This is a genomic window from Fulvimarina manganoxydans (genome assembly GCF_900176465.1).
Taxonomy (GTDB): Bacteria; Pseudomonadota; Alphaproteobacteria; order Rhizobiales; family Rhizobiaceae; genus Fulvimarina; species Fulvimarina manganoxydans.
In genome coordinates this window covers 109,135-134,854 of the sequence record NZ_FWXR01000010.1, presented here as the reverse complement: position 1 = coordinate 134,854, position 25,720 = coordinate 109,135, and the positions used below count along the sequence as shown (strand labels likewise).

25 protein-coding genes are annotated in these 25,720 nt (G+C 62.8%); 5 read left to right on the top strand and 20 right to left on the bottom strand.

The genetic code is table 11. The features are described 5' to 3' along the window. Window positions 1–9: 9 nt before the first annotated feature. Both B9A15_RS12460 and B9A15_RS12455 read right to left on the bottom strand, forming a co-directional pair. Window positions 10–1,293, bottom strand: coding sequence for an acetyl-CoA C-acetyltransferase (locus B9A15_RS12460; RefSeq protein ID WP_084410403.1), 1,284 nt, complete (start codon window positions 1,291–1,293; stop codon window positions 10–12). Then, complete coding sequence (locus tag B9A15_RS12455) at window positions 1,293–3,560, bottom strand: acyl-CoA dehydrogenase (RefSeq protein ID WP_084410402.1); 2,268 nt, start codon at window positions 3,558–3,560, stop codon at window positions 1,293–1,295. Before B9A15_RS12455 ends, B9A15_RS12460 begins: the two co-directional genes overlap by 1 nt. A 451-nt stretch (window positions 3,561–4,011) precedes the next feature. Between B9A15_RS12455 and B9A15_RS12450 the strand changes: the two genes are divergently transcribed. After that, window positions 4,012–4,926 carry a DMT family transporter gene (locus B9A15_RS12450; RefSeq protein ID WP_084410439.1) on the top strand — a complete coding sequence of 305 codons (915 nt, stop codon included), beginning with the start codon at window positions 4,012–4,014 and terminating at the stop codon, window positions 4,924–4,926. Between the two features lie 379 nt (window positions 4,927–5,305). On the opposite strand, the gene typA is transcribed toward B9A15_RS12450, so the two are convergent. Beyond that, window positions 5,306–7,132, bottom strand: coding sequence for a translational GTPase TypA (gene typA, locus B9A15_RS12445; protein WP_084410401.1), 1,827 nt, complete (start codon window positions 7,130–7,132; stop codon window positions 5,306–5,308). A 209-nt stretch (window positions 7,133–7,341) separates the two neighbouring features. Continuing rightward, window positions 7,342–8,025: a transglycosylase domain-containing protein gene (locus B9A15_RS12440; RefSeq protein ID WP_084410400.1), complete on the bottom strand. Its 684-nt coding sequence runs from the start codon at window positions 8,023–8,025 to the stop codon at window positions 7,342–7,344. Between the two features lie 297 nt (window positions 8,026–8,322). On the opposite strand from B9A15_RS12440, the gene B9A15_RS12435 reads away from it, so the two are divergent. Beyond that, a complete protein-coding gene (locus B9A15_RS12435; protein WP_139798363.1) occupies window positions 8,323–9,213 on the top strand; it encodes a polyprenyl synthetase family protein in 891 nt (296 codons plus the stop codon). A 161-nt stretch (window positions 9,214–9,374) separates the two neighbouring features. Here B9A15_RS12435 and B9A15_RS12430 read toward each other — a convergent pair whose 3' ends face one another. The 3 genes from B9A15_RS12430 to B9A15_RS12420 all read right to left on the bottom strand — a co-directional run bounded on the left by B9A15_RS12430 (window position 9,375) and on the right by B9A15_RS12420 (window position 12,600). Next, window positions 9,375–10,241: an RNA polymerase factor sigma-32 gene (locus B9A15_RS12430; RefSeq protein ID WP_084410398.1), complete on the bottom strand. Its 867-nt coding sequence runs from the start codon at window positions 10,239–10,241 to the stop codon at window positions 9,375–9,377. A 545-nt stretch (window positions 10,242–10,786) separates the two neighbouring features. Then, the gene (locus B9A15_RS12425) at window positions 10,787–11,398 is read right to left on the bottom strand and encodes a CarD family transcriptional regulator (protein ID WP_084410397.1); all 612 of its coding nucleotides are present in this window, start codon (window positions 11,396–11,398) and stop codon (window positions 10,787–10,789) included. Window positions 11,399–11,865: 467 nt separating this feature from the next. Then, window positions 11,866–12,600 (bottom strand): alpha/beta fold hydrolase, encoded by a 735-nt coding sequence (locus B9A15_RS12420; protein WP_084410396.1) that lies wholly within the window; start codon window positions 12,598–12,600, stop codon window positions 11,866–11,868. A gap of 177 nt (window positions 12,601–12,777) precedes the next feature. Between B9A15_RS12420 and def the strand changes: the two genes are divergently transcribed. The 3 genes from def to B9A15_RS12405 all read left to right on the top strand — a co-directional run bounded on the left by def (window position 12,778) and on the right by B9A15_RS12405 (window position 15,621). Next, entirely contained in the window at window positions 12,778–13,296 is a 519-nt protein-coding gene (def, locus tag B9A15_RS12415) for a peptide deformylase (protein WP_084410395.1), read from the top strand. A gap of 121 nt (window positions 13,297–13,417) precedes the next feature. After that, complete coding sequence (locus tag B9A15_RS12410; RefSeq protein ID WP_084410394.1) at window positions 13,418–13,756, top strand: hypothetical protein; 339 nt, start codon at window positions 13,418–13,420, stop codon at window positions 13,754–13,756. 632 nt (window positions 13,757–14,388) lie between these two features. Further along, window positions 14,389–15,621: an MFS transporter gene (locus tag B9A15_RS12405; RefSeq protein ID WP_084410393.1), complete on the top strand. Its 1,233-nt coding sequence runs from the start codon at window positions 14,389–14,391 to the stop codon at window positions 15,619–15,621. A gap of 4 nt (window positions 15,622–15,625) precedes the next feature. Here the strand turns inward: B9A15_RS12405 and recO are convergent, their stop codons facing one another. The 13 genes from recO to B9A15_RS22545 form a co-directional block, all read right to left on the bottom strand. Continuing rightward, on the bottom strand, window positions 15,626–16,369 hold the full coding sequence (gene recO / locus B9A15_RS12400; protein WP_084410392.1) for a DNA repair protein RecO: 744 nt from the start codon (window positions 16,367–16,369) through the stop codon (window positions 15,626–15,628). 121 nt (window positions 16,370–16,490) lie between these two features. After that, complete coding sequence (locus B9A15_RS12395; RefSeq protein WP_139798362.1) at window positions 16,491–16,694, bottom strand: hypothetical protein; 204 nt, start codon at window positions 16,692–16,694, stop codon at window positions 16,491–16,493. A 145-nt stretch (window positions 16,695–16,839) separates the two neighbouring features. Further along, window positions 16,840–17,175 (bottom strand): hypothetical protein, encoded by a 336-nt coding sequence (locus B9A15_RS12390; protein WP_084410390.1) that lies wholly within the window; start codon window positions 17,173–17,175, stop codon window positions 16,840–16,842. A 472-nt stretch (window positions 17,176–17,647) separates the two neighbouring features. After that, a complete protein-coding gene (era, locus tag B9A15_RS12385; RefSeq protein WP_425292956.1) occupies window positions 17,648–18,589 on the bottom strand; it encodes a GTPase Era in 942 nt (313 codons plus the stop codon). Continuing rightward, window positions 18,586–19,290: a ribonuclease III gene (rnc, locus tag B9A15_RS12380; RefSeq protein WP_084410389.1), complete on the bottom strand. Its 705-nt coding sequence runs from the start codon at window positions 19,288–19,290 to the stop codon at window positions 18,586–18,588. Before rnc ends, era begins: the two co-directional genes overlap by 4 nt. Beyond that, window positions 19,287–20,144, bottom strand: a complete 858-nt coding sequence (gene lepB / locus B9A15_RS12375) for a signal peptidase I (protein WP_084410388.1) — start codon at window positions 20,142–20,144, stop codon at window positions 19,287–19,289. Before lepB ends, rnc begins: the two co-directional genes overlap by 4 nt. Window positions 20,145–20,492: 348 nt before the next feature. After that, the gene (locus B9A15_RS12370; RefSeq protein WP_084410387.1) at window positions 20,493–21,062 is read right to left on the bottom strand and encodes a DUF2062 domain-containing protein; all 570 of its coding nucleotides are present in this window, start codon (window positions 21,060–21,062) and stop codon (window positions 20,493–20,495) included. 273 nt (window positions 21,063–21,335) lie between these two features. Next, window positions 21,336–22,685 carry a glycolate oxidase subunit GlcF gene (glcF, locus tag B9A15_RS12360; RefSeq protein WP_084410385.1) on the bottom strand — a complete coding sequence of 450 codons (1,350 nt, stop codon included), beginning with the start codon at window positions 22,683–22,685 and terminating at the stop codon, window positions 21,336–21,338. A 3-nt stretch (window positions 22,686–22,688) separates the two neighbouring features. Beyond that, a complete protein-coding gene (locus tag B9A15_RS12355; protein ID WP_084410384.1) occupies window positions 22,689–23,045 on the bottom strand; it encodes a DUF5615 family PIN-like protein in 357 nt (118 codons plus the stop codon). After that, window positions 23,029–23,268: a DUF433 domain-containing protein gene (locus B9A15_RS12350; protein WP_084410383.1), complete on the bottom strand. Its 240-nt coding sequence runs from the start codon at window positions 23,266–23,268 to the stop codon at window positions 23,029–23,031. Before B9A15_RS12350 ends, B9A15_RS12355 begins: the two co-directional genes overlap by 17 nt. Window positions 23,269–23,309: 41 nt before the next feature. Next, a complete protein-coding gene (gene glcE / locus B9A15_RS12345; protein WP_084410382.1) occupies window positions 23,310–24,581 on the bottom strand; it encodes a glycolate oxidase subunit GlcE in 1,272 nt (423 codons plus the stop codon). Continuing rightward, window positions 24,578–25,156: a Uma2 family endonuclease gene (locus tag B9A15_RS12340; RefSeq protein ID WP_084410381.1), complete on the bottom strand. Its 579-nt coding sequence runs from the start codon at window positions 25,154–25,156 to the stop codon at window positions 24,578–24,580. The genes glcE and B9A15_RS12340 overlap by 4 nt, the downstream gene beginning before the upstream one ends. Next, the gene (locus B9A15_RS22545) at window positions 25,144–25,719 is read right to left on the bottom strand and encodes a hypothetical protein (protein ID WP_139798361.1); all 576 of its coding nucleotides are present in this window, start codon (window positions 25,717–25,719) and stop codon (window positions 25,144–25,146) included. The genes B9A15_RS12340 and B9A15_RS22545 overlap by 13 nt, the downstream gene beginning before the upstream one ends. Between the last annotated feature and the right edge of the window lies 1 nt (window position 25,720).

Genomic DNA, 25,720 nt, shown 5'->3' with positions numbered 1-25,720 from the left:
AACTTGACCTCAGGCCGCTTCCAGCAGCATGGCGCCGCCCAGGCCGCCGCCGATGCATTGGGTGGCGATGCCACGCTTCTTGCCGAGGCGCTTCAACGTGTTGGCGAGATGCAGGGTGATGCGGTTGCCAGAGGTGCCGACGGGGTGGCCGCAAGCGATGGCGCCACCGTCGACATTCAGCTTGTCGCGCTCGATCCGTCCGCCGCGCCCATCGAGGCCCAGCACGCCATCGGCGATATCCGGCTGGTCGAGCGCGGCGACACAGGACAGAACCTGCGTGGCGAAGGCCTCGTTCAATTCCCACAGATCGACGTCCGCGACGGCCATTTCCTGGCGCCGGAGGATCGGCGCGACGGAAGTGACGGGGCCGAGACCCATGATCGAGGGATCGAGGCCGCCCCAATCGGAATCGACGATACGGGCGAGCGGCGTCAGGCCATGCTGGGAGACGGCCTCCTCGGATGCGAGAATCAGCCAGGAAGCGCCGTCGGTGATCTGCGAGGCGTTGCCGGGCGTCACCTTGCCATAGGGGCGTTCGAAAGCGGGCTTCAGCTTGCTGAGAGACTTGACCGTCGAGCCCGGACGCACGCCGTCGTCATGGTCGAAAACCTGACCGTCGCGCGCCACCATGGGCAGCATCTCGCCCTTCAGCCAGCCTTCCCGGGTCGCATGGTCGAGCCGGTTGTGGCTCTCGGCCGCATAAGCGTCGGCCTCGCGGCGGGAAATGCCGAAGAGATGGGCGAGGATTTCGGCTGTCTGGCCCATATTAAGTTCGGTGATCGGATCGGTGAGGCCGCGCTCCAGCCCGACATAGGGCTTCAGATGGTTCAGCTTGAGCTTGGAGAAGACTTTGAGCCGCTCACCGGGCGAACGCGCCCGGTTGAGCTCGGCGAACCAGTCCACCGCGCCGCGCTGGAGAACCAGCGGCGAGTGGCTGAGCGCCTCGGCGCCGCCCGCCATCACGATGTCGGCCGTGCCGCGCTCGATATAGCGGAAGGCGGTGTCGAGCGATTGCATGCCCGACCCGCAATTGATCTGCACCGTGAAGGCCGGCGTTTCGTCCGACAGGCCGAGACGAAGCCCGGCGACGCGCGCCGGGTTCATCTCGTCCGCAATCACGTTCACGCAGCCCAGAATGACCAGATCGATGGCCTTGACCGGAAAGGGCTGACGCAGAAGAAGCGGCCGCCCGCACTGGACGGCGAGATCGACGGGGGTAAAAGGCCCGGGCTTACCACGGGCCTTGATGAACGGCGTGCGCGCCCCGTCGACGATATAGACCGGTCTCGGCATTACTCGGCTGCCTCGCGTTGCGTTGTGTGAATGTCACGACCCCTGGCGTCGTTCGCATCGAAGCGGGAGACTTCGCTTATGGGGAAGCTGTCGACTTCGACGACCTTTCGCTTGGCCGCGAAGTAGTCGGTCAGGCGCTTGTGATCAGTCTCGGAGATGACGCCCTGGTCGAGGGCCTTCTTCGGATCGCGGATCTTGGCCTCGCGCATCTTCTTCTCGATCGGCTCGACCTCGATGGCGAGTTCGAAGGCGCGTTCGAGATCCTGGACCGGATGGGCGTCATGACGCTCGCCGAGATAGATGTCGGCGGTCAGGCGATCGCGCTGGGACGAGGGCCGCATCAGAACCTCGGCCACTTCGCGCACCAGATCGTCGGCCGGCTGCTGATAGGGCACGCCGAGCGGGAAGGCGAGGAAGCGCACGAGGCTCGCCGCCCAACGGGCCGGCAGATTGTCGAGAACGCCGTCAAAGGCGAGCGCCATCCGGTTGATGCCGTTCTGCATGACAAGTTCGACGATCGGCTTGTCGGCCTCCGGCCGACCCTCGGTCTCGAAGCGCTTCAGCGCTGCGGCGAGGAGATAGAGTTCGGCGAGAATGTCGCCGAGACGAGCCGAGATCATCTCACGCCGCTTCAGCGAGCCGCCGAGCGTGGCGAGCGATAGATCGGCGAGAAGCGCGAAGGCCGAGGAGAAGCGCGACAGCTGACGCCAATGGCTCGTCAGCGCCACCTTCTTGGGTGCCGGCGCCGCAAGACCCCCGGTCCAGCCCCGGGCGAAGGCGCGGAACGAGTTCTTCACCGCATGGCCGACATGGGACCAGAAGGCGTCGTCGAAATTCTTCAGGCCGCGCTCCTGATCGGTGTCGGAGAGCGCCGTCATCTCCCTCAGCATGAAGGGATGGGCCCGGATCGCGCCCTGGCCGAAGATCATCAGGCTTCGGGTGAGGATGTTCGCACCCTCGACCGTGATCCCGACCGGCACGGCGCGATATTGCGCGGCCATATAGTTCTTCGGACCATCGATGATCGCCTTGCCGGCATGAATGTCCATCGAGCGCTCGATGCATTCGCGCATTCGATAGGTGGCATGGGCCTTCATGATCGCCGAGATGACCGACGGCTTGTGGCCCTCGTCGAGGGCGGCGACCGTCAGACGGCGAGCCGCGTCGATCTGATAGGAATGGGCGGCGATCTCGGCGAGCGGACCCTGAATGCCTTCGAACATGCCGATGGGCACGTTGAACTGGGTGCGAACGCGGGCATAGGCGCCGGCCGTTCGTGCGCAGACCGCAGCCGAAGCGGCCGACTGGGAGGGCAGCGAAATGCCGCGACCAGCCGCGAGGGCCGTCATCAGCATCGTCCAGCCCTTGCCGATCTGCTCGGGACCGCCGAGAATCCAGTCCATCGGAATGAAGACATCGCGGCCGATCAGGGGACCGTTCTGGAAATAGGTGAAGAGCGGGATGTGCCGCTCGCCCTGGTCGACGCCCGGATGCGAGGTCGGGAGAAGGGCGACGGTGATTCCGAGATCGGTGCCCTTGCCGAGATGGTTCTCCGGGTCGCGCATCTTGAAGGCGAGACCCATGACGGTCGCGACCGGGCCGAGGGTGATGTAGCGCTTTTCGAAGTTCAGGCGGATGCCGAGGACTTCCTTGCCCTCATGCTGGCCATATTCGACGATGCCCGTATCCTGCATAGCGGCGGCATCCGAGCCGGCATCCGGCGAGGTCAGGCCGAAGCAGGGGATTTCGCGGCCGTCGGCGAGGCGCGGCAGCCAGTAGTCGCACTGCTCCTTGGTGCCGAAATGGAGCATTAGCTCGCCCGGTCCAAGCGAATTGGGAACCATGACGGTGACGCCGGCCGTCACCGAACAGGACGAAACCTTGCGCACCACTTCCGAATGGGCGGTGTTGGAGAATCCGAGACCGCCATATTCCTTCGGGATGATCATGCCGAAGAACTTGTTCGTCCGCATGAATTCCCAGACCTGCGGCGGCAGGTCATGGTCCTCGTGGACGATCTTCCAATCGTCGATCATGCCGCAAAGCTCGGCGGTCGGGCCGTCCAGGAAGGCCTGCTCTTCCGGTGTCAGACGTGCCGGCGCCATATCGACGAGGCTCTGCCAGTCGGGATTGCCGGTAAACAGCTCGCCGTCAAACCAGACCGTGCCCGCGCCGATCGCCTCGCGCTCGGTCTCCGAGATCGGCGGCATGACGCCCTTGGCCCAACGGAAAATGGGTTTGGTCAGCTTGTTGATGCGAAAGCCCATGGGTTCACTCCCTATCCATCCCTTCCGCCTGTCTGTCGCGAGCAGATGTAGGGCTGATTGCCCCATTTCCAGCCCACAGGCGGCAAAGTTCATCTTACCTATATGACATCTTACGTAAACGGAAGAACCATTCTTTGCGAGATTGAAGGGCGCGGCGTATTTTCACAGGATGCCGGAGACAGGCCCGGACAGGGGCCCTTGCCCGATCACAAAATGGAGAGGGGATGATATCCGGTCGGTCCAGGCTTTGAATGGCGGCTGCGATCTTGCGGAATGGAGAGCGACCTGCGAGGCGATCGTTCAGGATCATACCTATGGCTTCCGGTTCTGACCGATGGCCGTCGGTATTGGCCCACAGGACGCTCGAACGTTACCGCGGCCCGGTGCGTCAGCATCTCGGGCAGTTGGTAGCAAGATTTAAGGGACGGCAACGGCGTTGAGCACCAAGACGATGAGCACCGGGTCCGCCGACAGCGCGACCCATGCGAGCCTCGGCATCGCCATGATGCTTTTCGGCATCTTTCTCTTCATGGCGAACGATACGCTCGGCAAATGGCTGGTCTCGACCTATTCGATCGGCCAAGTCCTTTTCATGCGCTCGGCGGCTGCGCTTCTCGTCGTGATCGTGCTCTTGAAGAGCGGGGGCTATCGGCGGGTCATCGCTGTCGATCGCCCCGGTCTGCAGGCCTTGCGGGCAATCTTCGCGACATTGGAGGTCGTCGCCTTCTATGGCGCGGTCGCCTATCTGCCATTGGCCGATACGATGGCGTTCTGGCTGGCGGCTCCGATCTATGTGGCGGCGCTCTCGCCGCTCTTTCTGGGCGAGAAGGTGGGTGCCCGGCGCTGGACGGCGATTCTCATCGGTTTCGTCGGGGTGATCGTCGTGCTGCGCCCCTCATCCGCGAGCTTGACCGGTCCGGCGCTGATCGCGGTGGCCGGCAGCCTCACCTTCGCGTTGATGATGCTGACGGCGCGCTCTCTGCGCGGCACGCCCGATCTCGTTCTCGTCTTCTGGCAGAGCGTCGGCGCGCTGCTTGCCGGGCTTGTCCTGATGCCTTTCGGCTGGGTGACGCCACCTGCCCTCGATATCGGTCTCTTCGCCGTTCTCGGGATCACCGCGATGTTTGCCCATATGTGCGTGACGCGAGCCTTCAAGCTTGGCGATGCGGCACAGATCGCGCCCTTGCAATATACGATGCTCGTCTGGGCGGCGCTGTTCGGCTATCTCGTCTTCGGCGACGTGCCGCAGCCGACCATGCTGATCGGCGCGGCGATCATCGTCGGCTCGGGCCTCTTCATCTTCTTCCGCGAACGCCAACTCGCCAAGAAAAGCGCCGTTGCCTCCGAGCCGCTGCCGCCGGGGTGAGGGGCGTATCTTCAGCGATATTCAGGATATCGCCGATTGGCGCTTTTTCGCTGAACGTTTCGGACTAACCCTCATCGCCTGCCGGCACTTCTCCCCACGGGGGAGAAGCCGAAGCGTCCATGCCCGGCTCTTAACCTCCAGCGAGACGATGTGCGAATCTCTTAGGGTCGGGGCCCCGAGAATGACGAAATGTCTGGGTTCGTGATCCGTCGGATAAGCATGGACTAATGCGCTGAGGGTTGCACTCGGGCGCGTGAGGATCGGAGACGATCCGATCGAGATCCATGCGCCATAGCCCCATGCGTCCGGCCATAAAAAATCCCCCCTCCCGAGAGGTTGGGAGAGGGGATCGGATGGTGCCGCGATGGACGCTTGAGCCTCAGGCGGCCTTGCGGCTCTTCTCGAAGCGCTTGCGCTCATGGGGGTCGAGATAGAGCTTGCGCAGGCGAATGTTCTTCGGCGTGACCTCGACGAGTTCGTCGTCCTGGATCCAGGACAGCGCGCGATCGAGCGTCATGCGGACCGGCGGGGTCAGCTTGACGGCCTCGTCCTTGCCGGAAGCGCGCATATTGGTCAGCTTCTTGCCCTTCAGAACGTTCACTTCCAGGTCGTTTTCGCGGGTGTGGATGCCGATGATCATCCCGGCATAGACCTTCACGCCGGCATCGATGATCATGGGGCCGCGATCCTCCAGATTGAACATCGCGTAAGCGACGCTCTCGCCGTCTTCCGACGAGATCAGGACGCCGTTGTTGCGGCCCGCGAGCTCGCCCTTGAAGGGCTGATAGGAGTGGAAGAGGCGGTTCATGATCGCCGTGCCGCGCGTATCGGTCAGAAGCTCCGACTGATAGCCGATGAGGCCACGGGTGGGGGCGTGGAAGACGAGGCGCTGGCGATCGCCGCCGGACGGGCGCAGCTCGATCATCTCGGCCTTGCGCTCGCTCATCTTCTGGACGACGACGCCGGAATGCTCCTCGTCGACGTCGATGACGACCTCTTCGATCGGCTCCAGAAGCTCGCCATTCTCGCCTTCCTTCATGACGACGCGCGGACGCGAAATGCCGAGCTCGAAGCCCTCGCGGCGCATGGTCTCGATCAGGACGGCGAGCTGCAGCTCACCACGGCCGGACACGTAGAACGAGTCCTTGTCCTCGGCTTCCTGGATCTGCAGCGCCACATTGCCCTCGGCCTCCTTCATCAGGCGGTCGCGGATGACGCGGCTCGTCACCTTGTCGCCCTCGGTGCCGGCAAGCGGGGAATCGTTGACGATGAAGCTCATCGTCACGGTCGGCGGATCGATCGGCTGGGCGTTGAGCGGCTCGCTGACGGCCGGATCGCAGAAGGTGTCGGCGACGGTGCCCTTCTGAAGGCCGGCGATCGCCACGATGTCGCCGGCTTCGGCGAAATCGACCGGCACGCGCTCGAGGCCACGGAAGGCGAGAATCTTGGAGATACGACCGGCTTCCAGTTGCTTGCCGTCGCGGTTCAGCACCTTGACCGCCTGGTTCGGCTTGATGGAGCCGGCCTGGATGCGGCCGGTGATGAGGCGGCCAAGGAACGGATTGGCCTCGAGGATGGTGCCGATCATTTTGAACGGCTCGTCCTTGCCCGCCGTGTCGGGCGCCGGCACATGGTTGACGATCAGCTCGAAGAGCGGCGTCAGACCGTCGTCCTGGGAGCCATTGGGCTCTTTGGCCACCCAGCCATTGCGGCCCGAGCCGTAAAGGACGGGGAAGTCGAGCTGCTCTTCATTGGCGTCGAGCGCGACGAAGAGGTCGAAGATCTCGTCGAGAACCGCCTGATGGCGCTCGTCCTGACGGTCGATCTTGTTGATGACGACGATAGGCTTCAGGCCGACCTTCAGCGCTTTGCCAAGCACAAACTTCGTCTGCGGCATCGGGCCTTCGGCCGCATCGACGAGAATGACCGCGCCGTCCACCATGTTCAGGATACGCTCGACCTCACCACCGAAATCGGCGTGGCCCGGCGTGTCGACGATGTTGATGCGCGTGTCGTTCCACTCGACCGAGGTGGCCTTGGCTAGGATCGTGATGCCACGCTCCTTTTCCAGGTCGTTGGAGTCCATGGCGCGCTCTTCGGTGCGCTGGTTCTCGCGGAAGGTGCCCGATTGGGCGAGGAGCTTGTCGACGAGGGTCGTCTTGCCATGGTCAACGTGCGCGATGATCGCGATGTTGCGAAGCTTCATAAGGATGGTCACCGGAAACGTGCAAAGACAGCCGATCCACGCCTCTCGGGCGCCCGGCTGCATTCGGCTCTCTTTAATGGTCGGCCCGGCCTATACAGGATTTTTCGCAAGCGCGAAAGGCCCGCGTGATTCGCGAGGGCCAGAAGGTTAAATGAGAGGGTCGGATCAGCGCTAGGGTGCGAGCGATCGGCGGCGGGGGTGATCAGCCCTTATTCTTGCGGCTTCACACAGCCCACATAGTCGCCCGACTGGGCGGCGAGGCGCTGAACCCTGTCGGCGAGACGGGCCTGGCGCCGCGTTGGATTGGCCGGATTGCGATCGTCCGGATTGGGCAGGGTCACGGCCAGAAGCGCGGCCTGGCGGGCCGTCAGTTCGGAAGCGGGGCGGCCGAAATAATGCTGGCTCGCCGCCTCGATCCCGTAGACGCCGGTGTCCCACTCCACGATGTTGAGATAGATCTCGAAGAGCCGCCGTTTCGACAGGACGAGGTCGAGATAGATGGCGAGCGGCAGTTCCAGAGCCTTGCGCAGATAGGACCGGCCATTCCACAGAAAGAGATTCTTGGCCGTCTGCATGGTGATGGTCGAGGCGCCGCGCGTCTCCTCTCCCTCCATGAACTGGTCGACCACAGCCCGCATCTCCCCCCAATCGACCCCGTGATGGCGACAATATTGGCCGTCCTCGGACATCAGAACCGAATAGCGCAGGACCGGCGCCACCTCGTCGAGGGGCACCCAGTCGCGCAGGTAGGGGCGGAAGGTGAAGTGGTCGCGCAGCATCAGCGTCGAGACTGGATTGATGAAGGGCAGCGCATAGATCGGCGTCAGGACGGCCGGGATCGCCGCGAGAATGAGTAGCCCGGCGAGAATGGTGACGATGATCTTGCGCAGCATGGCGTCCGGTCGGCCTCGATCGCTTCGGATGCCGGCCGCCTCGATCCCCTCCGGCTCTCAGCGGCGCCCTTTGGGTATCGGCAGCGCCGATCCGCTCCCTTCTCCATGACCTGTGGCAGAGCGGGCCGAACCCTGCAAGAAGCGCGGCGCGCGGCGCGATAGGCAAAGGGCCCTGCGGCCGCGCCCGTCCATCGCGCCACGAAACCATCGGCCCGCTGCGCCCGCGCAGCCTTCCTTATGCTATCAGGCTCGCGAATCCCGCCCGAAAGGATTCGGGAGCCTGCTTGGAGATCGTCCATGTTCGAAAGCCGCCTTGCCGCTGTCGCTGCCCGTATCGAGGCCCGTCTCGGCGACCATCTTTCGGGAGATGAGGGCGCACTCGCCGGGGCGCCGGATCGCCTTCTTCAGGCGATGCGCCACGGCGCGCTAGGTGGCGGCAAGCGGCTTCGGCCCTTCCTTCTCATTGAGAGCGCGGCCCTTTTCGGCTTGACGGAGGACGACGTCCTCAATTGCGCAACGGCACTCGAGGCGATCCACTGCTATTCGCTCGTTCATGACGATCTGCCGGCCATGGACGACGACGACCTGCGGCGTGGCCAGCCGACCGTTCATAAAGCCTATGACGAGGCGACGGCGATTCTGGCCGGTGACAGTCTCTTGACGCTCGCCTTTGCCCTCGTCGCCGGGGAGCGGGCGCTGCCAGCCGAGGCGCGGGTCGAGATCGCCTTGCTCTTGGCGCGCGATGCTGGGGCTGCGGGCATGGCCGGCGGGCAAGCGCTGGATCTTGCCGCCGAAAGTACTGAACTCTCCGAGGCCGAGATCGCCCGCATGCAGGCGCTGAAGACCGGCGCCCTGATCGCCTTTGCCTGCGAGGCAGGGGCGATCGCTGGGAATGCAGGCGCTGATGAACGCCACAGGCTTCGCCGCTTCGGCGAGATCATCGGTCTCGCCTTCCAGTTGGCTGACGATCTTTTGGACGAAACTGCCGATGCGAGCCAGCTCGGCAAGGCAGCTGGCAAGGATCGCGCACGCGGCAAGAAGACTTTGCCGGCGCTTTTCGGCATCGAATGGACACGCAGGCGCCTTGCGGAGCTGGTGGCGGAGGCCGAAGGGGTGCTCGCCCCCTTTGGCGATCGGGCCGAGGTGCTGATCGCCGCCGCGCGCTTTATCGCTGAGCGGGATCGGTGAACAGCGAGAAATCCGCCCTTTCCCGGGACCCTGAACGAAAAAAGCGCGAGGCCGGGAAGCCATGAGGCGGCTCGTCGGCATCGCGCTTTCTGATGCGCCCTGGAGGGGACGTCGAACGATTGTCCTCCGCTTAGCGTCAGACATCGCTTAAGATGGATCGATCAGGCGACGTAGGCCGAGCGGTCGGCATTCGTCTCGAGAAGAGCCGCCCGGAGTTTTTCCATGGCGCGGGTCTCGATCTGGCGGACACGTTCCTTGGAAATGCCGAGCTTGGTGCCGAGGGCTTCAAGGGTGGCGCCCTCGTCCTGCAGACGGCGCTCGCGGATGATCTTCAATTCGCGCTCGGACAGAACTTCCAGCGCATTGGTCAGCCAGGTGACGCGGCGCTCGTCGTCGATCGAGGTGGAGACCGTCTCGTCGGGAAGCGGATCGTCGGCGACGAGGAAGTCCTGGCGGTCGGCGCTGCCGGACTCGTCGTCGAGAAGAGGCGCGTTGAGGGAGGAATCGGGACCGGAGAGACGCGAATCCATCAAGGCGACATCGCCTTCCGAGACATTCAGGGCTGTCGCGATCTCGCGATACATGGCGCTGCCGGAGATCGGCTCGGAGCCCTGGCTGAGGCGAGCACGAAGCCGGCGCAGATTGAAGAAGAGGGCTTTCTGGGCCGAGGACGTGCCGCCGCGCACGATCGACCAGTTGCGAAGGATATAGTCCTGGATGGAGGCTCTGATCCACCAGGTGGCATAGGTGGAGAAGCGAACTTCGCGTTCCGGCTCGAAGCGGGCCGCCGCTTCCAGGAGGCCCACATGACCTTCCTGGATCAGATCGTTCATCGGCAGGCCGAAATGGCGGAATTTCGAGGCCATCGAAATGACGAGGCGCATATGGGCGGAGGTGATCTTGTGAAGGGCCTGCTGGTCCTTCTCTTCCTTCCAGCGCACCGCAAGCTCGTATTCTTCTTCGCGCTCCAGGTAAGGCGCGGCCATGGCAGCGCGGATCATCGTACGGCGAGCGGACTGAGATTTCATGCTAACCCTCCGGTCGAGCGTTTGTGGCTGGGACATCCGTCCCGCCATGCCGCAAGGCACAACGGTTCGATGCTGCGTTAACGCAGACCAGCGGGAGAACGTTCCCGCGAGGGCAAAGTTTTTTACGAAATGTAGAGGAGTGGGAGTCGGGGGCAAGCTAAGCGCTTGTTTTTCTGACACGGAATTATCGGTTTCAGGCTCAAACCGTTCGCGTCTGAAAAGGCGTCCGTGTGGAAAAGCACTCGACGAACCGTCGCATCACTAGACCCGCCCCGTGACAGTGGCATGAAGGCGGGCGTGGAGGCAAGCGCGCTCTTGGCTTGGTCGGGTTTGAGCGGCGAGCAAAACGCGACCGGCCAGTCGTTTTGCCATCCGGCGCGCCGTCGAGAGAATCGTGAACATCTGGCGATGCCAATGCGTCCTCTGATGCTCTGAGCGTATTTGCCCATGAAAAAACCGGCCCGTTTCGGGGCCGGTTTTGAAAGTCTGATGGGATCGTTCGGCAGCCATGTGGTGCCATCCCGGTCATCACGATGCGAACGCCCTCAGGCAGCCTCGTCCTGGCTCGTCTCGTCGGAATCGTTGTCCGCCTCGGAGGTCTCGTCGTCGCCTTCGCCATCCTCGGCCTTGGGGCCGCGCTTGGGTCCCTTGTTAAGGTTGACTTCGATGAGCTGGACGGCCTCGGTCTCCGAAACCTCGTTCACCGCGGCGAGCTCACGAGCCATGCGGCCGAGGGCGGCCTCATAGAGCTGGCGCTCCGAATAGGACTGCTCGGGCTGGCTCTCGGCCCGATAGAGATCGCGAACGACCTCGGCGATCTGAATCAGGTCGCCGGAATTGATCTTGGCATCGTATTCCTGGGCCCTGCGGCTCCACATGGTCTTCTTGACGCGCGCGCGTCCCTGCACGACCTTCAGCGCACGCTCGACGAAATCCGTCTCCGACAGCTTCCGCATGCCGACGGAGGTTGCCTTGGCCACCGGGACCTTCAGGCGCATCTTGTCCTTCTCGAAGTCGATGACGAAGAGTTCGAGCTTCATGCCCGCCACTTCCTGTTCCTCGATCGCGACGATCTGCCCGACACCGTGAGCGGGATAGACGATGCTCTCGCCGGTCTTGAAACCCTTGTTGCCGGGTGCCTTTTTCTGGCTGCTCATACGCTTTTCAAACTCCCTGTTGTGCCGGGCCACGACAGCCGCTAGACACGGGCGACGGCCTTCATGCCGCCGGTTGGATATCGACTCGCCGATGATCGGACGGGCCGTCGGTCGGGGCGCCTCGCGGCTCTAAGGTGCCAGGACGCATGGTCTCGCTGAGACGGTCGCATGACGAAGCGAGCTTGCCTTGCAAGCTTGCGGCCGTCATCGATAGGGGAAGCGTCCATGCGGCATGATCCGTGAGCGCCAGATGCAGTGCCGTTTTGCGACAGCGCCCGACAGTGTTGCGACCCTACACCAAATCCCCTGAAAATTCAAGGTTTATCAGCGCTCATCGGCAATCAAGGCGTCATGCTGCGCCGCCGTTCTGCTGCAAGGCTGTGATTCGAAAGGGATGCAGGGATCACCGGTGAAAGTCGGAAAGCGTTTCCGACGTTACGTCACTGTCACATCCGTTAGGGTTTTCCTCACCGTCTTGATTCCCTTGCGAAGGCTTGCTTCGACCAGTCGCTCAACGTGCGAGACAACGCTTCGGGTTGCGAAAGAAATGGGGAATGGCCGGCTGCGATCTCGCTCGTCTCGATCGCGGGACGGGCCGAGGCCATCGCCCGCTGGCGCGCGGCCGAGATGACGCGGTCGTCCCTGCACAGACAATAGAGTTGCCGGACGCCGTCGAGATCGCTCTCGTCGTAAGTTGCCGGGTCGAGAAAGAGGCGCTTGGGCTGCGGCGTCAGCCGCGCGAAGGCGTTCTGTGCCAGATCGTCCGATACGTCGTGAAAAAGAAGAGACGCTGCGCCAGGCGACAAGGCGATCGCGGCGCCATCATGCGCTTTTTGAAAATAGGGCTTCATCACGGCGCCGCCGAACCCTGTCTCGATGGACGTGGCGCTCTCGCCAGGGCGCGGACGATAGGCGCAGAGATAGACGAGGCCGGCAAGCCTGGTCCCGCATGGCTTTGCAAGCATGGGCAGGATCAGACCGGCGAGGGAATGACCGACGACGATCGCAGGCTCGCCCGCCGCCAAGACCCTGTCCGCCACATGATCCCGATCGCCTTGAAGCGACGCCTCGGTTTCGACATCGGTTCGGCCAGGCAAGTCGAGCGCCTCGGCCCTGTGCCCTCGAGCACGAAGCGCGTCGGCGAGCCGCTCCATGCACCATGACCCGTGCCAGGCGCCGTGAACGAGAAGAAAGCGTGGCATCGGCGAATAAGCCCTGTGTTCAAGCTTCGAAGAAGACGCGCCCGCCCCGTTCCGATTGACCGGCGCGGGGCTCCGAGGCTAGAGCAACGATAAGCATAGGCATGCTCCGCGCCCGTCGAAGGGGAGGCGGCCCCGCAGCCGCTTGACGGTTTCCCCGAGCACCCTGACTAGCAGACCATGACGATCAAGCCACTCATCATCCTTCCCGATCCCGTCCTTCGCCTCCACTCAAAACCGGTGGAGCGCGTCGACGACGATCTGAAGCGTTTTGCCGACGACATGCTGGAGACCATGTATGAGGCGCCCGGCATCGGCCTTGCGGCGATCCAGGTCGGCGAGCCCTTGCGCATGCTGACGATCGATCTGTCCAAGGAGGAGGACGAGAAGGCGCCCCGCGTCTATCTCAATCCCGAGATCGTCTCCCGGTCGGAGGAGCGCAGCGTCTATGAGGAAGGCTGCCTGTCGATCCCGGACTATTTCGCCGAGGTCGAACGGCCGGCAAGCGTCACGGTCCGCTATCTCGGCCTTGATGGCGAGACGCATGAAGAGACTGCCGACGGGCTGCTCGCCACCTGCCTTCAGCACGAGATCGACCATTTGAACGGCGTCCTCTTCATCGACTATCTGTCGAAGCTGAAGCGCGAAATGGTCATAAAGAAATTCACCAAGGCCGCCGGCAAGCGCGTCACGGCCTGACGCGTCCCATTCGGCCAAGGCATCGCCTTTCGCATGTCACGCGATATCTCTCGCACATGAACGATTGGACTCGATAGGATATCGGGCCTTTGTTTCGCCGTGAACCGAATGGGAGATCGCCATGAAGATCGCATCCGCAACCCTCGTCCTCGCCCTTGTCGCGGGCGCGCCCGCCCTTGCGGCGTCCTCCGGCGACGAGATCCGCGAAGCCTTGGTCGGCAACAGCTTTCAGGGCGGCATGGGCGGCGGCCAGTATTCCAGCTATTTCGCCGAAGACGGCACCTATCGCGACGCATCGGGAAGCGGTCGCTATACGATCGAGAATGACGGCGTCTGCTATCCCGATACGGATTTCGGCTGCTATCAAGCCGAGATCGATGGCGACCAGCTCGAATGGTTCCAGGATGGCAAGAGCCAGGGCACGGGGCGGATTTTAATGGGGAATGCCTTGGGCTTTTGAGCCAGGCGCTCCACGGGTCTCACAGTCGGGATAGATCAGGACTTCTACGGTCCTGTCCTGGATCCGCATGCCGGACCATTTGCCTTCCTTTGAGCTGTGTTGCCGTGGGGCTCCGTGACGGCTCTAAGGGTTAGTGAGATGCGGGGTACACGACACTCAGATCGAGCGCAGGGGGCGACTCGATCGTAAAGCCGCTACCCTTGAGGCTTCGTCATTCTCGGCCACCGTGCCGAGAATCCAGAAACGCCTGAAAAAGGAGTGGCTTCATCGGCGCACTGGATGCTCGGGACGGAGCCCGAGCATGACGAGCGCGATGAAAGCGAACGCCCTTCATCTCAAAATCCGAGCCCACGATGTATGCCGTTCGACGCAACTGTCGTGTACTGTGAGTGTGAAGTCTGAATGTCTTGGGCACAGCGCTGAGACCGACCACGGTCTGATGCCTGCGCTTCGTTCGACCATCGCGCCTTGCCCGATTCGAGAACCCGAATTAAGATTGATATCCAACCGATATCGAACGGACGCGCCTGACCGTTTCACCGTTCATCCACTTCAACGCCTATACCGGCCGCCAACTGCGCCTCGATCGAGGGCAGGCTTCTGGCTTGCTGGGCTCATGGGGATGACGGACGATGACTGCGCCCACCCGACCACATTCCGAAACCGATGTCGCGACCGTTCTAGCGATCGTTTGCGGCTGTCTGATCGCGCTGCTCACCTTCGGGCCGCGCTCGGCGATCGGCTTCTTTCAGATCCCGATGCTTGCCGATCGCGGTTGGAGCCGGGAGGATTTCGCCCTTGCCATCGCCGTCCAGAACCTCCTCTGGGGTGCGGGCCAGCCGATCTTCGGCGCGATCGCGGACCGATACGGCACGGCGCGGGTGCTTCTTCTCTCTGGGCTTCTCTATGCCTCGGGCCTCGCCTTGACGGCGGTCGCGACCGATCCGCTTCTTCTCATTCTCGGCCAAGGCGTTCTGGTCGGTCTCGGCATTGCGGCTGGCTCCTTCGGCATCGTGCTTGCCGCCTTTGCCCGGCGGGTCAGCGCCGAGCGCCGCTCCTTCGTCTTCGGTCTCGGCACGGCGGCGGGCTCGGCCGGCATGTTCGTCTTCGCCCCCTTCAGCCAGGCGCTGATCGCGAGCTATGGCTGGGTCGACGCGCTCTTCGTCATGGCCGCGACCATGCTGTTCGTCCCGCTTCTGGCCATCGCGCTGAAGGGCGCACCGCGAACCGGAGCCCTGACCACGGCCGTCGTCGAGCAATCGATGGGCGAGGCTCTGCGCGAGGCCTTCGCAACCCGCAGCTATATGTTGCTCACCGCCGGCTTCTTCGTCTGCGGTTTCCAGGTCGCCTTTATCACTGCCCATTTCCCGGCCTATCTCGCCGACAAGGGCATCGCGCCGGTCTGGGCGGTGACGGCCATGGCGCTGATCGGTTTCTTCAACATCATCGGCTCGATCGCTTCGGGCCTGATCGGGCAGCGCTATTCCAAGCCGATCTTCCTGGCGCTGATCTATATCGGCCGGTCGATCGCGGTGACGGTGTTTCTTCTCGTGGCGATGACGCCGGCGAGCGTCGTCGTCTTTTCCCTCGTCATGGGCGTGCTGTGGCTGTCGACCGTGCCGCCGACCAACGCCCTCGTCGCCATCATGTTCGGCACGAAATATCTCGGCCTTCTCGGCGGTCTCGTCTTCTTGTCCCACCAGGTCGGTTCATTTCTCGGCGTCTGGCTGGGCGGCGTTCTGCGCGCGACGACCGGGTCCTATGACGGCGTCTGGTGGCTCGGCGTCGCGCTCGGCCTCGTCGCCGCTCTGGTCCATTGGCCGATCCGCGAGGCGCCCGCCGCTCGGCTCGTGCCGGCCGAATGAGGTCTCACGACCCCTGAGCCCGATTGGGCAGGCTTCGGGCGACAGCCGTGATGAAACTCGACCGCATCAAGGGCTCGTCGAGACCGCGCGGCTCGTAAACGTGGCGGGCGAGAAAATAACGGGTCAGGCGAAAGCCGGATTCGATGGCGGCGGCATCGGCCGCCTCGTTGGTTCCGGCGAGAAAGGCGGGCAGGGCAAGAAGCTTATCGGCCCAGGGCGCCCCGGCCTCCCGGCTCACCGCCCGCCCGCTTTTCGGCGACACGTAGACAAGGTCATGCGCCTGGCCGGTCGCCGCGCAGGCCAGAAGATCGAGACCGAAGCCGAGCTCCTCCAGAAGCTTCAATTCGAAGCGCAGCATCAATTCGCCCGCCGAGGTTTCGTCCGACAAATGGTCCAGAAGGACGGTCAGGCCGTCGAAGAGTTGCGGATGGGGATCGCGCTCGGGCAGAAGACGGATATGGGCGGCGGCGAGCTGGACGCCGGACAGGGCGAGCGGGGTCTCCATCAACCGGCCGGCCCGTGAGAGCAGCGGTTCGAGCACATAGGTGCCCATATGCTCGTCGAGCCTAGCGCGCCAGTGGGCCGCGACGAGATTGCCGGGCTGGAGAACCGGCTGCATGCGCCGCGAACGCCCGCCGCGCACAAGGCCAAGATGCCGGCCCCGCGTGCGGGTCATCAGTTCTGCGATGACGCTCGTCTCCCCATGGCGCCGAACGCCGAGAACGATCGCTTCCTCGTGCCATTCCATGAAATCGGATGTACCGGATCGCTTTGAAAATCGAAATCGATTTTCGAAGAGCGCGACGGGTCGAGCCAGCCCGTTGAAAGGACAGCGCGATGGGACAGCGGCATTAGGAGCAAAATCGTCTCTATTGCGGGATTTTCTCCGATAAAGGGGGCAGGGCGAAGCTGCGTTCGGGCCGAATTTCATGGATTTCGCTGACCGATCGCAGATCGTCGAGCCGGTCGGCATCCGCGTTTCCAAAGATCGCGCCCGCCCGCCGCGAAACCCGGCTCACCTCGAAACCTTGACTTTCAAGGGCCCTGGCGAGTTCGGCGGTCGAGTCCTTCATATCCCGCTCGACCGTCACCGTAAGACGGAGCTTTTCTGTGACAATAGTCCTCGGGCCAAGCATGGGCCGCCATGTCTGTCGCTTCCGAAGATCCTATAATGTTGGATGAGACTGAGGAAGGGTTTCAATCCGATCGAACTCGACCCTAATGGTTCTCGTCCTTGCCTTCGTCCGCCACGGACCCGCTCGTCAAAGAGCTTTCCATTAGCGCCTTGCGATCGACGATCGGCAGATGGAGGCCGTAGCTCTCGCGCCTTGTGGCGGCGTCGTCCTGCAGGCCGAGGCTCTCACGAACGTCCTGAACACCTTCGACAGTTTCGAAGGTTCCCCTTGCCACATCGTCGGCACTGCCGAAGATCGAGCCGATGGGGGCTGCGACATGTTCGACCTGAAGGCCCCGCTGGGCCAGCTGGTTGGCGATGAGGGGTGTGGAGCGGACGTATTCGTCACGGACTGTGATCGTCAAACTGATAGTTGCCATGCCGATCTCTCTCCGTTTCCGACCCTTCGACCTCCCTCGGGCGTTCCCCGACCCAAACCGCCATTGCCGCGCCATGCGCCACGGGCGATCCATTCGCTGCCCCTTGTCTCGAACGACGCTGAAGCCTTTGGCTTGCGCATTCGTTCGGCGCAGAAGGCGGCCCTTGCGAAGGAAAGACGATCATAATCACGATCGTCGTCGGCCTGCGCTGCGCCAATTCCTGCGGAACTTGCTGTTTAGTCAGACGCCGATTTCCTTAAGCAATCCTGAACCCGTCCCGATGACCGGCGGGGCTCCTGGAATCGTGGTGAATCATTGGCTTAGGCTAGAAAGTCCTCGAGTGAGGGCCGGGAGGCTCTTTCGCATTCGATGGTCTCGGCTCTCGTCGTGCGAGAACGCGGTCGATCCCGAAGCTCGATCTCCATCATCCCGAACGGCTTTCAGAAAATGCCGCGAAAGGTTTGCATCGGGCTCAGCGCTCGAAATCGAGCCCCATCTCGCGATAGCGCTCGGGATCGTCGCTCCAGTTCTCTCGGACCTTCACGAAGAGGAAGAGGTGGACGGTGGTTTCGGCCGCTTCCATGATCTCGGCTCGGGCCGCCTGGCCGACGGCCTTGATCGTCTCGCCCTTGTGGCCGAGGACGATGCGCTTCTGGCTGTCGCGCTCCACATAAATCGTCTGTTCGATCCGCACCGAGCCGTCCTTGCGGGTCTCCCACAATTCGGTCTCGACGGTGGATGAATAGGGGATCTCCTGGTGAAGCCTGAGGAACAGCTTCTCGCGGGTGATTTCGGCGGCAAGCTGGCGAAGCGGCAGGTCGGAGATCTGGTCCTCGGGATAATACCAGGGCCCATGGGGCAGGGCGTCTGCAAGGAACGCCATCAGATCGTCGCAGCCCTGGCCTTCGAGGGCGGAGATCATGAAGACGCGTTCGAAGTCGGCGCGCTCGGTGATCTCCTTGGTGAGGCCGAGAAGCTTGTCGCGGCGAATGCGGTCGATCTTATTGAGGAGCAGGATCTTGCGGCGGGGGTTGTCCTTCAGCCGATCGAGGATCGTCTCCACATCCGGGCTGATGCCGCGTTCGGCATCGACGATCGCCATGACGATATCGGCGTCCCGTGCGCCGGACCAAGCGGTCTTGACCATGGCCCGGTCGAGCCGACGGCGCGGCTGGAAGACGCCCGGCGTGTCGACGAAGACGATCTGGGTCTTGTCCTTGATCGCGATGCCGCGCACCAGCGCGCGCGTCGTCTGAACCTTGTGAGTGACGATGGAGACCTTCGTTCCGACCAGCTGGTTGACGAGGGTCGACTTGCCGGCATTCGGGGCGCCGAGAAGCGCGACGAAGCCCGAACGGGTCTCGCCCACGCCGCCCGCTGTGCCCTCACTCGGGCCCTGTTCGTTCTCGCTCACGATCCTTCGTCCTTCCAGACCTTTTCGCGGATCAGCATGGCCGTCGCCGCCGCCTGTTCGGCCAGTCGCTTGGACCGGCCTTCGCCTTCGCTCGGCTCCACCCCGTCCACATGGACGCGGATGGTGAAGCTCGGATTATGGTCGGGCCCCGAGCGGTCGATCACTTCGTAATTCGGCGTCTCGGGCCCGCGTTGATGCGCCCATTCCTGTAGCGCGGTCTTCGGGTCTCGGCGCGCCTCGACGCTTTCGTTCAGTCGATGCCCCCAGCGGCTCTCGATGAAGGCGCGGGCGGCCTCGATACCGGCCGACAGATAGATCGCCGCGATCAGGCTTTCCATCAGATCGGCGCGGATCGACCGCGTGCGGCTCGGGGCGAGACGCTTGAGGTCCCCGCCCTGGCGCACGAAGTCGTAAAGGCCGATCTCGTCGGCGACGGCAGCACAGGTCTCGGCATTGACGAGCGCGTTCAGCCGCAGGCTAAGCTCGCCTTCGTCCGCATCGGGAAACATCTCGAAGAGCTTGTCGGCGATGACGAGACCGAGCACCCGGTCGCCCAGAAATTCGAGCCGCTCATAGCTGCGGCCCTTGCCCTTGTCCGAGCGGAAGCTGGAATGGGTCAGCGCGCGCTCCAGGCGGTTGCGATCGGGGATCCGAACCCCGATGCGCTCCTCCAATTCCTCGAGCGGTCGCACCCGCGTCAACCGAGCCAAGTGAAGATCCGTGACGGCCTGAGATCGCTCGGCCAGAGCCAGAATTCGAGCGGCGAGACGTCGTCCTCGATCGAGAAGAAGATCATCTGCGCCTTGCCGACCAAGTTCTCGAAGGGGACATATCCAACGTCGAAGCGGCTATCGAGCGAGTTGTCGCGATTGTCGCCCATCATGAAGTAATGGTTTTCGGGGACAAGAAATTCCCGCGTGTTGTCGCCGGCCGAATTGGGATTGAGATCGAGCGTCATATAGGACACGCCATTCGGCAGCGTTTCGCGATATTGCGGAACCTCCGTGCCATTGTCGTCGACGAACATGCCGGCTTCCTCACGCGGCACACCGACGCCGTTGATGAAGAGCTGGCCGTTGCGCATCTGGATGCGATCGCCCGGCAGACCCACGAGACGCTTGATATAGTCGGTGTCTTCTTCGCCCGGCTTGCGGAACACGACCACATCGCCCCGTGTCGGTTCGCTGGCGAAGATGCGGCCCTCGAAGAGCGGCAGGGACAGGGGCGCCGAATAGCGCGAATAGCCGTAGCTCCATTTGGAGACGAAGAGATAATCGCCGACGAGAAGGGTCGGGATCATCGAGCCCGACGGAATCGAGAAGGGCTGAAAGAACAGTGTGCGGATGACGAGGGCGAGCAGCAGGGCCTGAACGATGACCTTGACCGTCTCGCCGAAGCCGCCCTTGTCCGTCTTTTCAGGCTCTTGCGTCCGCGCCTTGATGTCGGGCGTGGCTTGCGAGTCTGTCGGGGCGGCATCTCGGTTCTTCAAGGCGCCCGCCTCGCCCACGGTCTCGCCGAGACCATGATCGCGCGGTTGTTGGGTCTCATCGACCATCGTCACTTACCCTTTTCGATCGGCCGCTTCGGAGCGACCCCAGACAGCCGTGGGGCACCGTGACGCGCTCGGCAACAGTGCTCTGCCTGTCGCATGGCCCGCCGATGCGTATGCCAAAGCGTCCCGATGGACCCAGCATCCTGCGGGGGCATCGCCATCGGGGTCGCAGAGCCCGATTCTTCGCCGCAAAAAGCGCCGAAAGGGGCTTGCGCCCGTCCGAAGCTTTGCCGGCGGTGCGATATCCGCAGCGCTTTTATCGAGCGCAGGGGGCGGGGGCAATGGAAGAAACGCCTTCGGACGCGCCAAAGGCATAAGCGTGCCGGGCCTTTCGTGGTGTGGCTCCCATCTCTATCCCTTGATCGCGTCACCCGCTTGGCCGCGGCCAAGGGACAGGCGCGTGCGCCGCCGTCTCTGGAAGCTGCGCACCGCGACGGCGGTGATGCCATAGGCGATGACGGCGGCGGCGAGGCCGAGCGGCAGGCCGCCCACCAGCATCGGTTTGATGACCGGGTTCCATATCGCGAAAAAATCCCCGTGGCGCAGCGCCAGTCCCAGGCTCGGCGGCGCCTCTCCGATCGGCTCATCGCGAAGCACCCAGCGTCCGATCTCGTAGGACACGCCCCAGATGAAGGGAAAGGTCAGCGGATTGCCCACCGCCGTGCCGAGCGCGGCGGCCGCCATATTGCCGGCGATGCAATAGGCGGTCGCGAAGGCCAGGAGGAAATGGAAGCCGACAAAGGGTGTGAAGGAGGCGAGAACGCCGGCGGCGAAGCCGGCCGCGATCGCATGCGGGGTCGCGTTGAGGCGCAGGATGCGCTTCTTGAAATAGCTGAAAGAGCGATGAAACGAGACGCGCGGCCACAACCAGACCCGAACGCGGTCCTTGAAGCTCTGGGGTTGGCGTCGGCGAAACAGCATGTTCCGTCACTCAGGCCCTTGATCCGGCAGCCTATGGTTCGGCGCTGACCCGGACCGTCGCGGCTTTCAGGGTTTCATTCTCGGCAGGGCGCAAGAGGGCGCGCGCCAGGATTGGATCATCGCCCCGATCTGCCAAAGGAAAGGTTAGGACGCGTGGCATCGAGGCAGGGCCACGAACCACAACGACCCGGTCTGCCTGGGCAGGCTTCATGGCGGCATTGCGACGCGCCACAGCCATTGCCATAAAATAGGGGCGACTGACGATCGAATGCATCATTCCGCCGCGATCGCCGGTGCGGCTCCTTCGCCGGACGGATCGAGGCCGGCAAGGGCGGCCGGCTTCTTTCCGCCATAGGCCCAGTCGAGGAGCTGCACCGTGTGCAGGATCGGGATGCCGGTTCCCGAACCGATCTGGGTGATGCAGCCAATATTGCCGGTCGCGATCGCCTGGGGGGCGACACTCTCGATATTCTTCACCTTGCGATCCTTGAGACGCGCGGCGATGTCGGGCTGCATGATGTTGTAGGTCCCGGCCGAGCCGCAGCACAGATGCCCCTCCGGGACTTCGAGTACGGCAAAGCCGGCCTTGGCGAGGAGGCTGCGTGGCGCCCTCGTCACCTTCTGCCCATGCTGCATGGAGCAGGCCGAGTGATAGGCGACCTTCAGCCCGGTCGCGCTAGTCGCGCTCGGCAGGTCGAGACCGCTCAGGAATTCGGTCACGTCCTTGGCAAGGCTAGAGACCCTCGCTGCCTTCTCGGCATAAGCGGGATCGAGCCGCAGCATGTGGCCGTAATCCTTGATCGTCGTTCCGCAGCCGGATGCGGTGACGATGATGGCGTCGAGCCCGCTTGTCTCCGCCTCGCGCAGCCAGACATCCACATTGTTGCGGGCAAAGGCGAGGGCGTCGTGCTCCTTGCCCATGTGATGGACGAGCGCGCCGCAGCAGCCTTCGCCCTTCGGCACGACGACCTCGATCCCCAAGCGATTGAGAAGGCCGACGGTCGCCTCGTTGATCGCTGGATCGAGAACCGATTGGGCGCAGCCGGTCAGGATCGCGACCCGCGCCTTTCGCTCGCCTTTGGCCGCATGGGTCGCGGGCGCGTTGATTGCGGCTTTCCTTGGCGTGGAGTGCGGGGCGAGCTTCAGCATAGCGGCCAGCGGCTTCAGCGGCTTGACCGAGGCGATCAGCTCGGCAAAAGGACGGCCCAGGCGCGCAAGCGTCAGGCTCGCGCGGAAGCGATCGGGATAGGGCAGGGTCATGGCGAGGACGCGCCGGATCATGCGATCGATCAAGGGCCGTCGATAGGTCTTCTCGATATGGACCCGGGCATGATCGACGAGATGCATGTAGTTCACGCCTGACGGACAGGTCGTCATGCAGGCGAGGCATGACAGGCAGCGATCGATATGGGTGACGATCTTCTCGTCGGCCGGCCGATCCTTCTCCAGCATGTTCTTGATCAGATAGATCCGCCCGCGCGGACTATCGAGCTCGTTGCCGAGCGTCACATAGGTCGGGCAAGTCGCCGTGCAGAAACCGCAATGCACGCATTTGCGGATGATGCCTTCCGAATGGGCGGTGTCCGGGTCGGCGAGCTGGGCGGGCGTGAAGCTGGTCTGCATGTTTTACTTCTTCTTGGGCATATGCACGCCGAAACGTCCATCTGCGTCGATGGAGATAACCGTTCCCGCTTCTATAACGCGCAGTGCGTCGGTTATGTTTGCGATGATCGGCTCAAGGTCGCCAAAACGTGGCGAAGGAAGAACGATTACGCAGACGTCCTCACCATTGACTGTCTGCTGATATGTCAGATTCTTGTCAGTAGTGATGAGGCATCCGGTTCCGTCCTCGGACATTCTTGCGAGGAGGCGGCCATTCTTGGTGCCTTTCCAAGCTTTTGGAAATGGCAGAACGTCGCAGCCATGGTGGCGAAGTGCGGTCGCCAGACGGGCAGCCAGATTCTCGTCAAGCAGCGCGTTCAAGGGCACCACTACGGAAGCGATCGATCAATCCGGTTTTTGCTAGGCCAATGGCTTCAACGGCTTGCTGCCGATCGACGGTCGGAAAATCGGACAGGAAGGTCGAGAGGGAATCTCCGGCCGCGAAATAGATAAAAAGGGTCTCTACGGGAACCCGCGTTCCCGCAAATACAGTCGCACCTGACACGATTTCGGGATCCGAGCTGACGACCTGATCGATCTTCATAGCGAACGCTCTCTTACTGGTTTCCTGTCGCAACGGGCATTCTATCCCATCCGCCCCGGATTGAGGATGCCCGCCGGGTCGAACTCACTCTTCAGCCGCTTGGCGAGGGCGGCGAGCGGGGCGGGCTGGGGCTGAAAGACATCCGTCGCGGCACGGAGGCTTTCGCTTGCCCGCACCAGAGTCGCATGGCCGCCGCCGAGTTGGGCGATGCCGGCGCGGATCAAATCGGCTTCGGCGTCGCCGGATTCCATGCGCAGCCAGACGAGACCGCCCTGCCAGTCGTAGAAGGCGTCGATCGCCGCATGCCGGCGCAGGCCCATCACAAGCTGGTGGCCGGCGGTGGGGGCGAGTGAGACGCGCCAGACCGGTTTGTCGGTGCCGTCTGCGAAGGGGACGACATCCTTCACGTCTCGCCAGAAGGCTTGCGAGGCCTCTCCCTCGAGCCGTTCGAGGCGAGCGACATTTTGCAGCGCGGCCGAGAGATAAGCGTCGCGCGCCGCGACCGAGGGGCCGAAGCCTTCGAGGCGGATCGCCGTCGCCGGCTCGTCGCCGAGATGACCCTCGGCCACCCGGCGGGCGACCAGCATGGGCAGATGCGCCGCGCCGGACACCTCGGCCGGCGAGCCCATGGCGGCCGCCATCGCGCCGGCCGCCTCCTCGTCGGTCAGGCCGCGCAGGAGAAGCGTCGTCTCGGTCTCCGACTTCGGTAAAACCTTGATCGTCACGTCGCTGAGGACGGCGAGGGTGCCGTAAGACCCCGCCATGCCCTTCGATAGATCATAGCCGGTGACGTTCTTCACCACCCGGCCGCCGGACTTGAAGACCTCCGCCCGGCCGGAAACGGCCGTGATGCCGAGAACATGATCGCGGGCCGCGCCCTGTTTGACGCGGCGCGGGCCGGAGAGATTGCAGGCAAGAACGCCGCCGAGCGTTCCAAGGCCGCGTTCGCGGGCATGAAGCGGACCATAGTCGATCGGCTCGAATTCGAGCCGCTGACCGTTCTCGTCGATCAAGGCCTCGATCTCGGCGATCGGCGTGCCGGCCCTGGCGGACAGAACCAGTTCGTCCGGCTCGTACAAAGTGACGCCGGTCAGCTTGGCGGTCGACAAGGTGGCGGCGGTGTTGACCGGCCGGCCGAGCCCACTCTTGGAGCCGGAGCCTTCGATCGCGAGCGGCTCCTCCAAGGAGACGGCCGCCGCGACGATCTCCCGCAAGGCCTCGAGACTGTCCGGCGCATAAAGGCGCGAGGCATCGGTCGATGGCGGGGCCGGCGATTGGGCCTCGGCGAGGCGGGACGCGGAGCGTTCGGTCATGCAAGATCCGTTCGGGCGTAGAGGTCTTTCAGGCGGCAGGAAAAGCCGAATTCGGGGAGGGTTATGAGATCGTCGGGACGGTCGTAAGCTGTCTCTGCCCATCCCCGAGACCGCGCCCAATGCCGAACTCTGAAGTACTCTGAGTCAGCTGCAATTATGTGGTTGCACAGAGGCAATTCCCGATATCGAGGCAGTTTTATCTGCTCATCTAAATCTAAAGAATCGCTCGAGATCACCTCTAAAGCTAGGAAGCAACGATCGAAATAATAGTCGTTTCCATTCTCGATCACTTCGTTGAGATCAACAATAGCAACATCCGCTATGGGTCGAAAGCGAGTGTCGTTTGGGTGTCGGAGGCCAGTCGCGAAAAGCGCCCCGATGTGATCGGGCTTACTCGCAGAACAGGTATTTAATTGCCGCTCCGCGTTTTGCGCGATCATTTGATGACGAATTGACCGGGCGGGTCGGCGCAGCGGTATACCGTCAATTAGCTCCCATTGATGATCGTCAACGACTGGACTCGTTAGCTCGATGAAAGCATGTTCGTCGTATGATAGGTGGGTCAAAGCTTCCATTTTCTCATGACCCCTTCGATTTCTAAGAGCCGCTCTGATACCGTCCTTTCGAACGAGTTCCCCATTAGCGAGTTTAAATCGACTGTATGCTCGGAAGTTCGCCGATTTCCGTTATAGTCATATTCAGCCTTGATGCAGAAAATCTTCGGTGTCAAAGCCCTTGATTCGTGAAATTTGTCGAGATTGAAGCCTTGCGATAAGGCAAAACGTAGACATTCGCCCGGTGCGAGTTGCGGTATTTCGTTCTGAAACGCATGTCGCATTCGTATATTCTTCGATTCTTGGAATTTCCCAAACTGGTAAAAGTCACGATCGAGGGAGAGTTTTAGATTTTTGGCAGGGCTTCTTCCAATGTTTTGTATTTCAAGATTTAACAACGAGGACTGTGTGACAGTGATGCGGACCGTTATATAAGGAGCTCTATCTTCAATAAAGGCACGCTGGGTTTCCTTAAGGATTTGTGTATTAGACTGAGCAATTCGCCAAGTCAGATAAACATACACGCCTGTAGCGATGAGCAAAAGTAAAGATATAAGATTCGTAATCGCGGCGCCTTCGAGCATG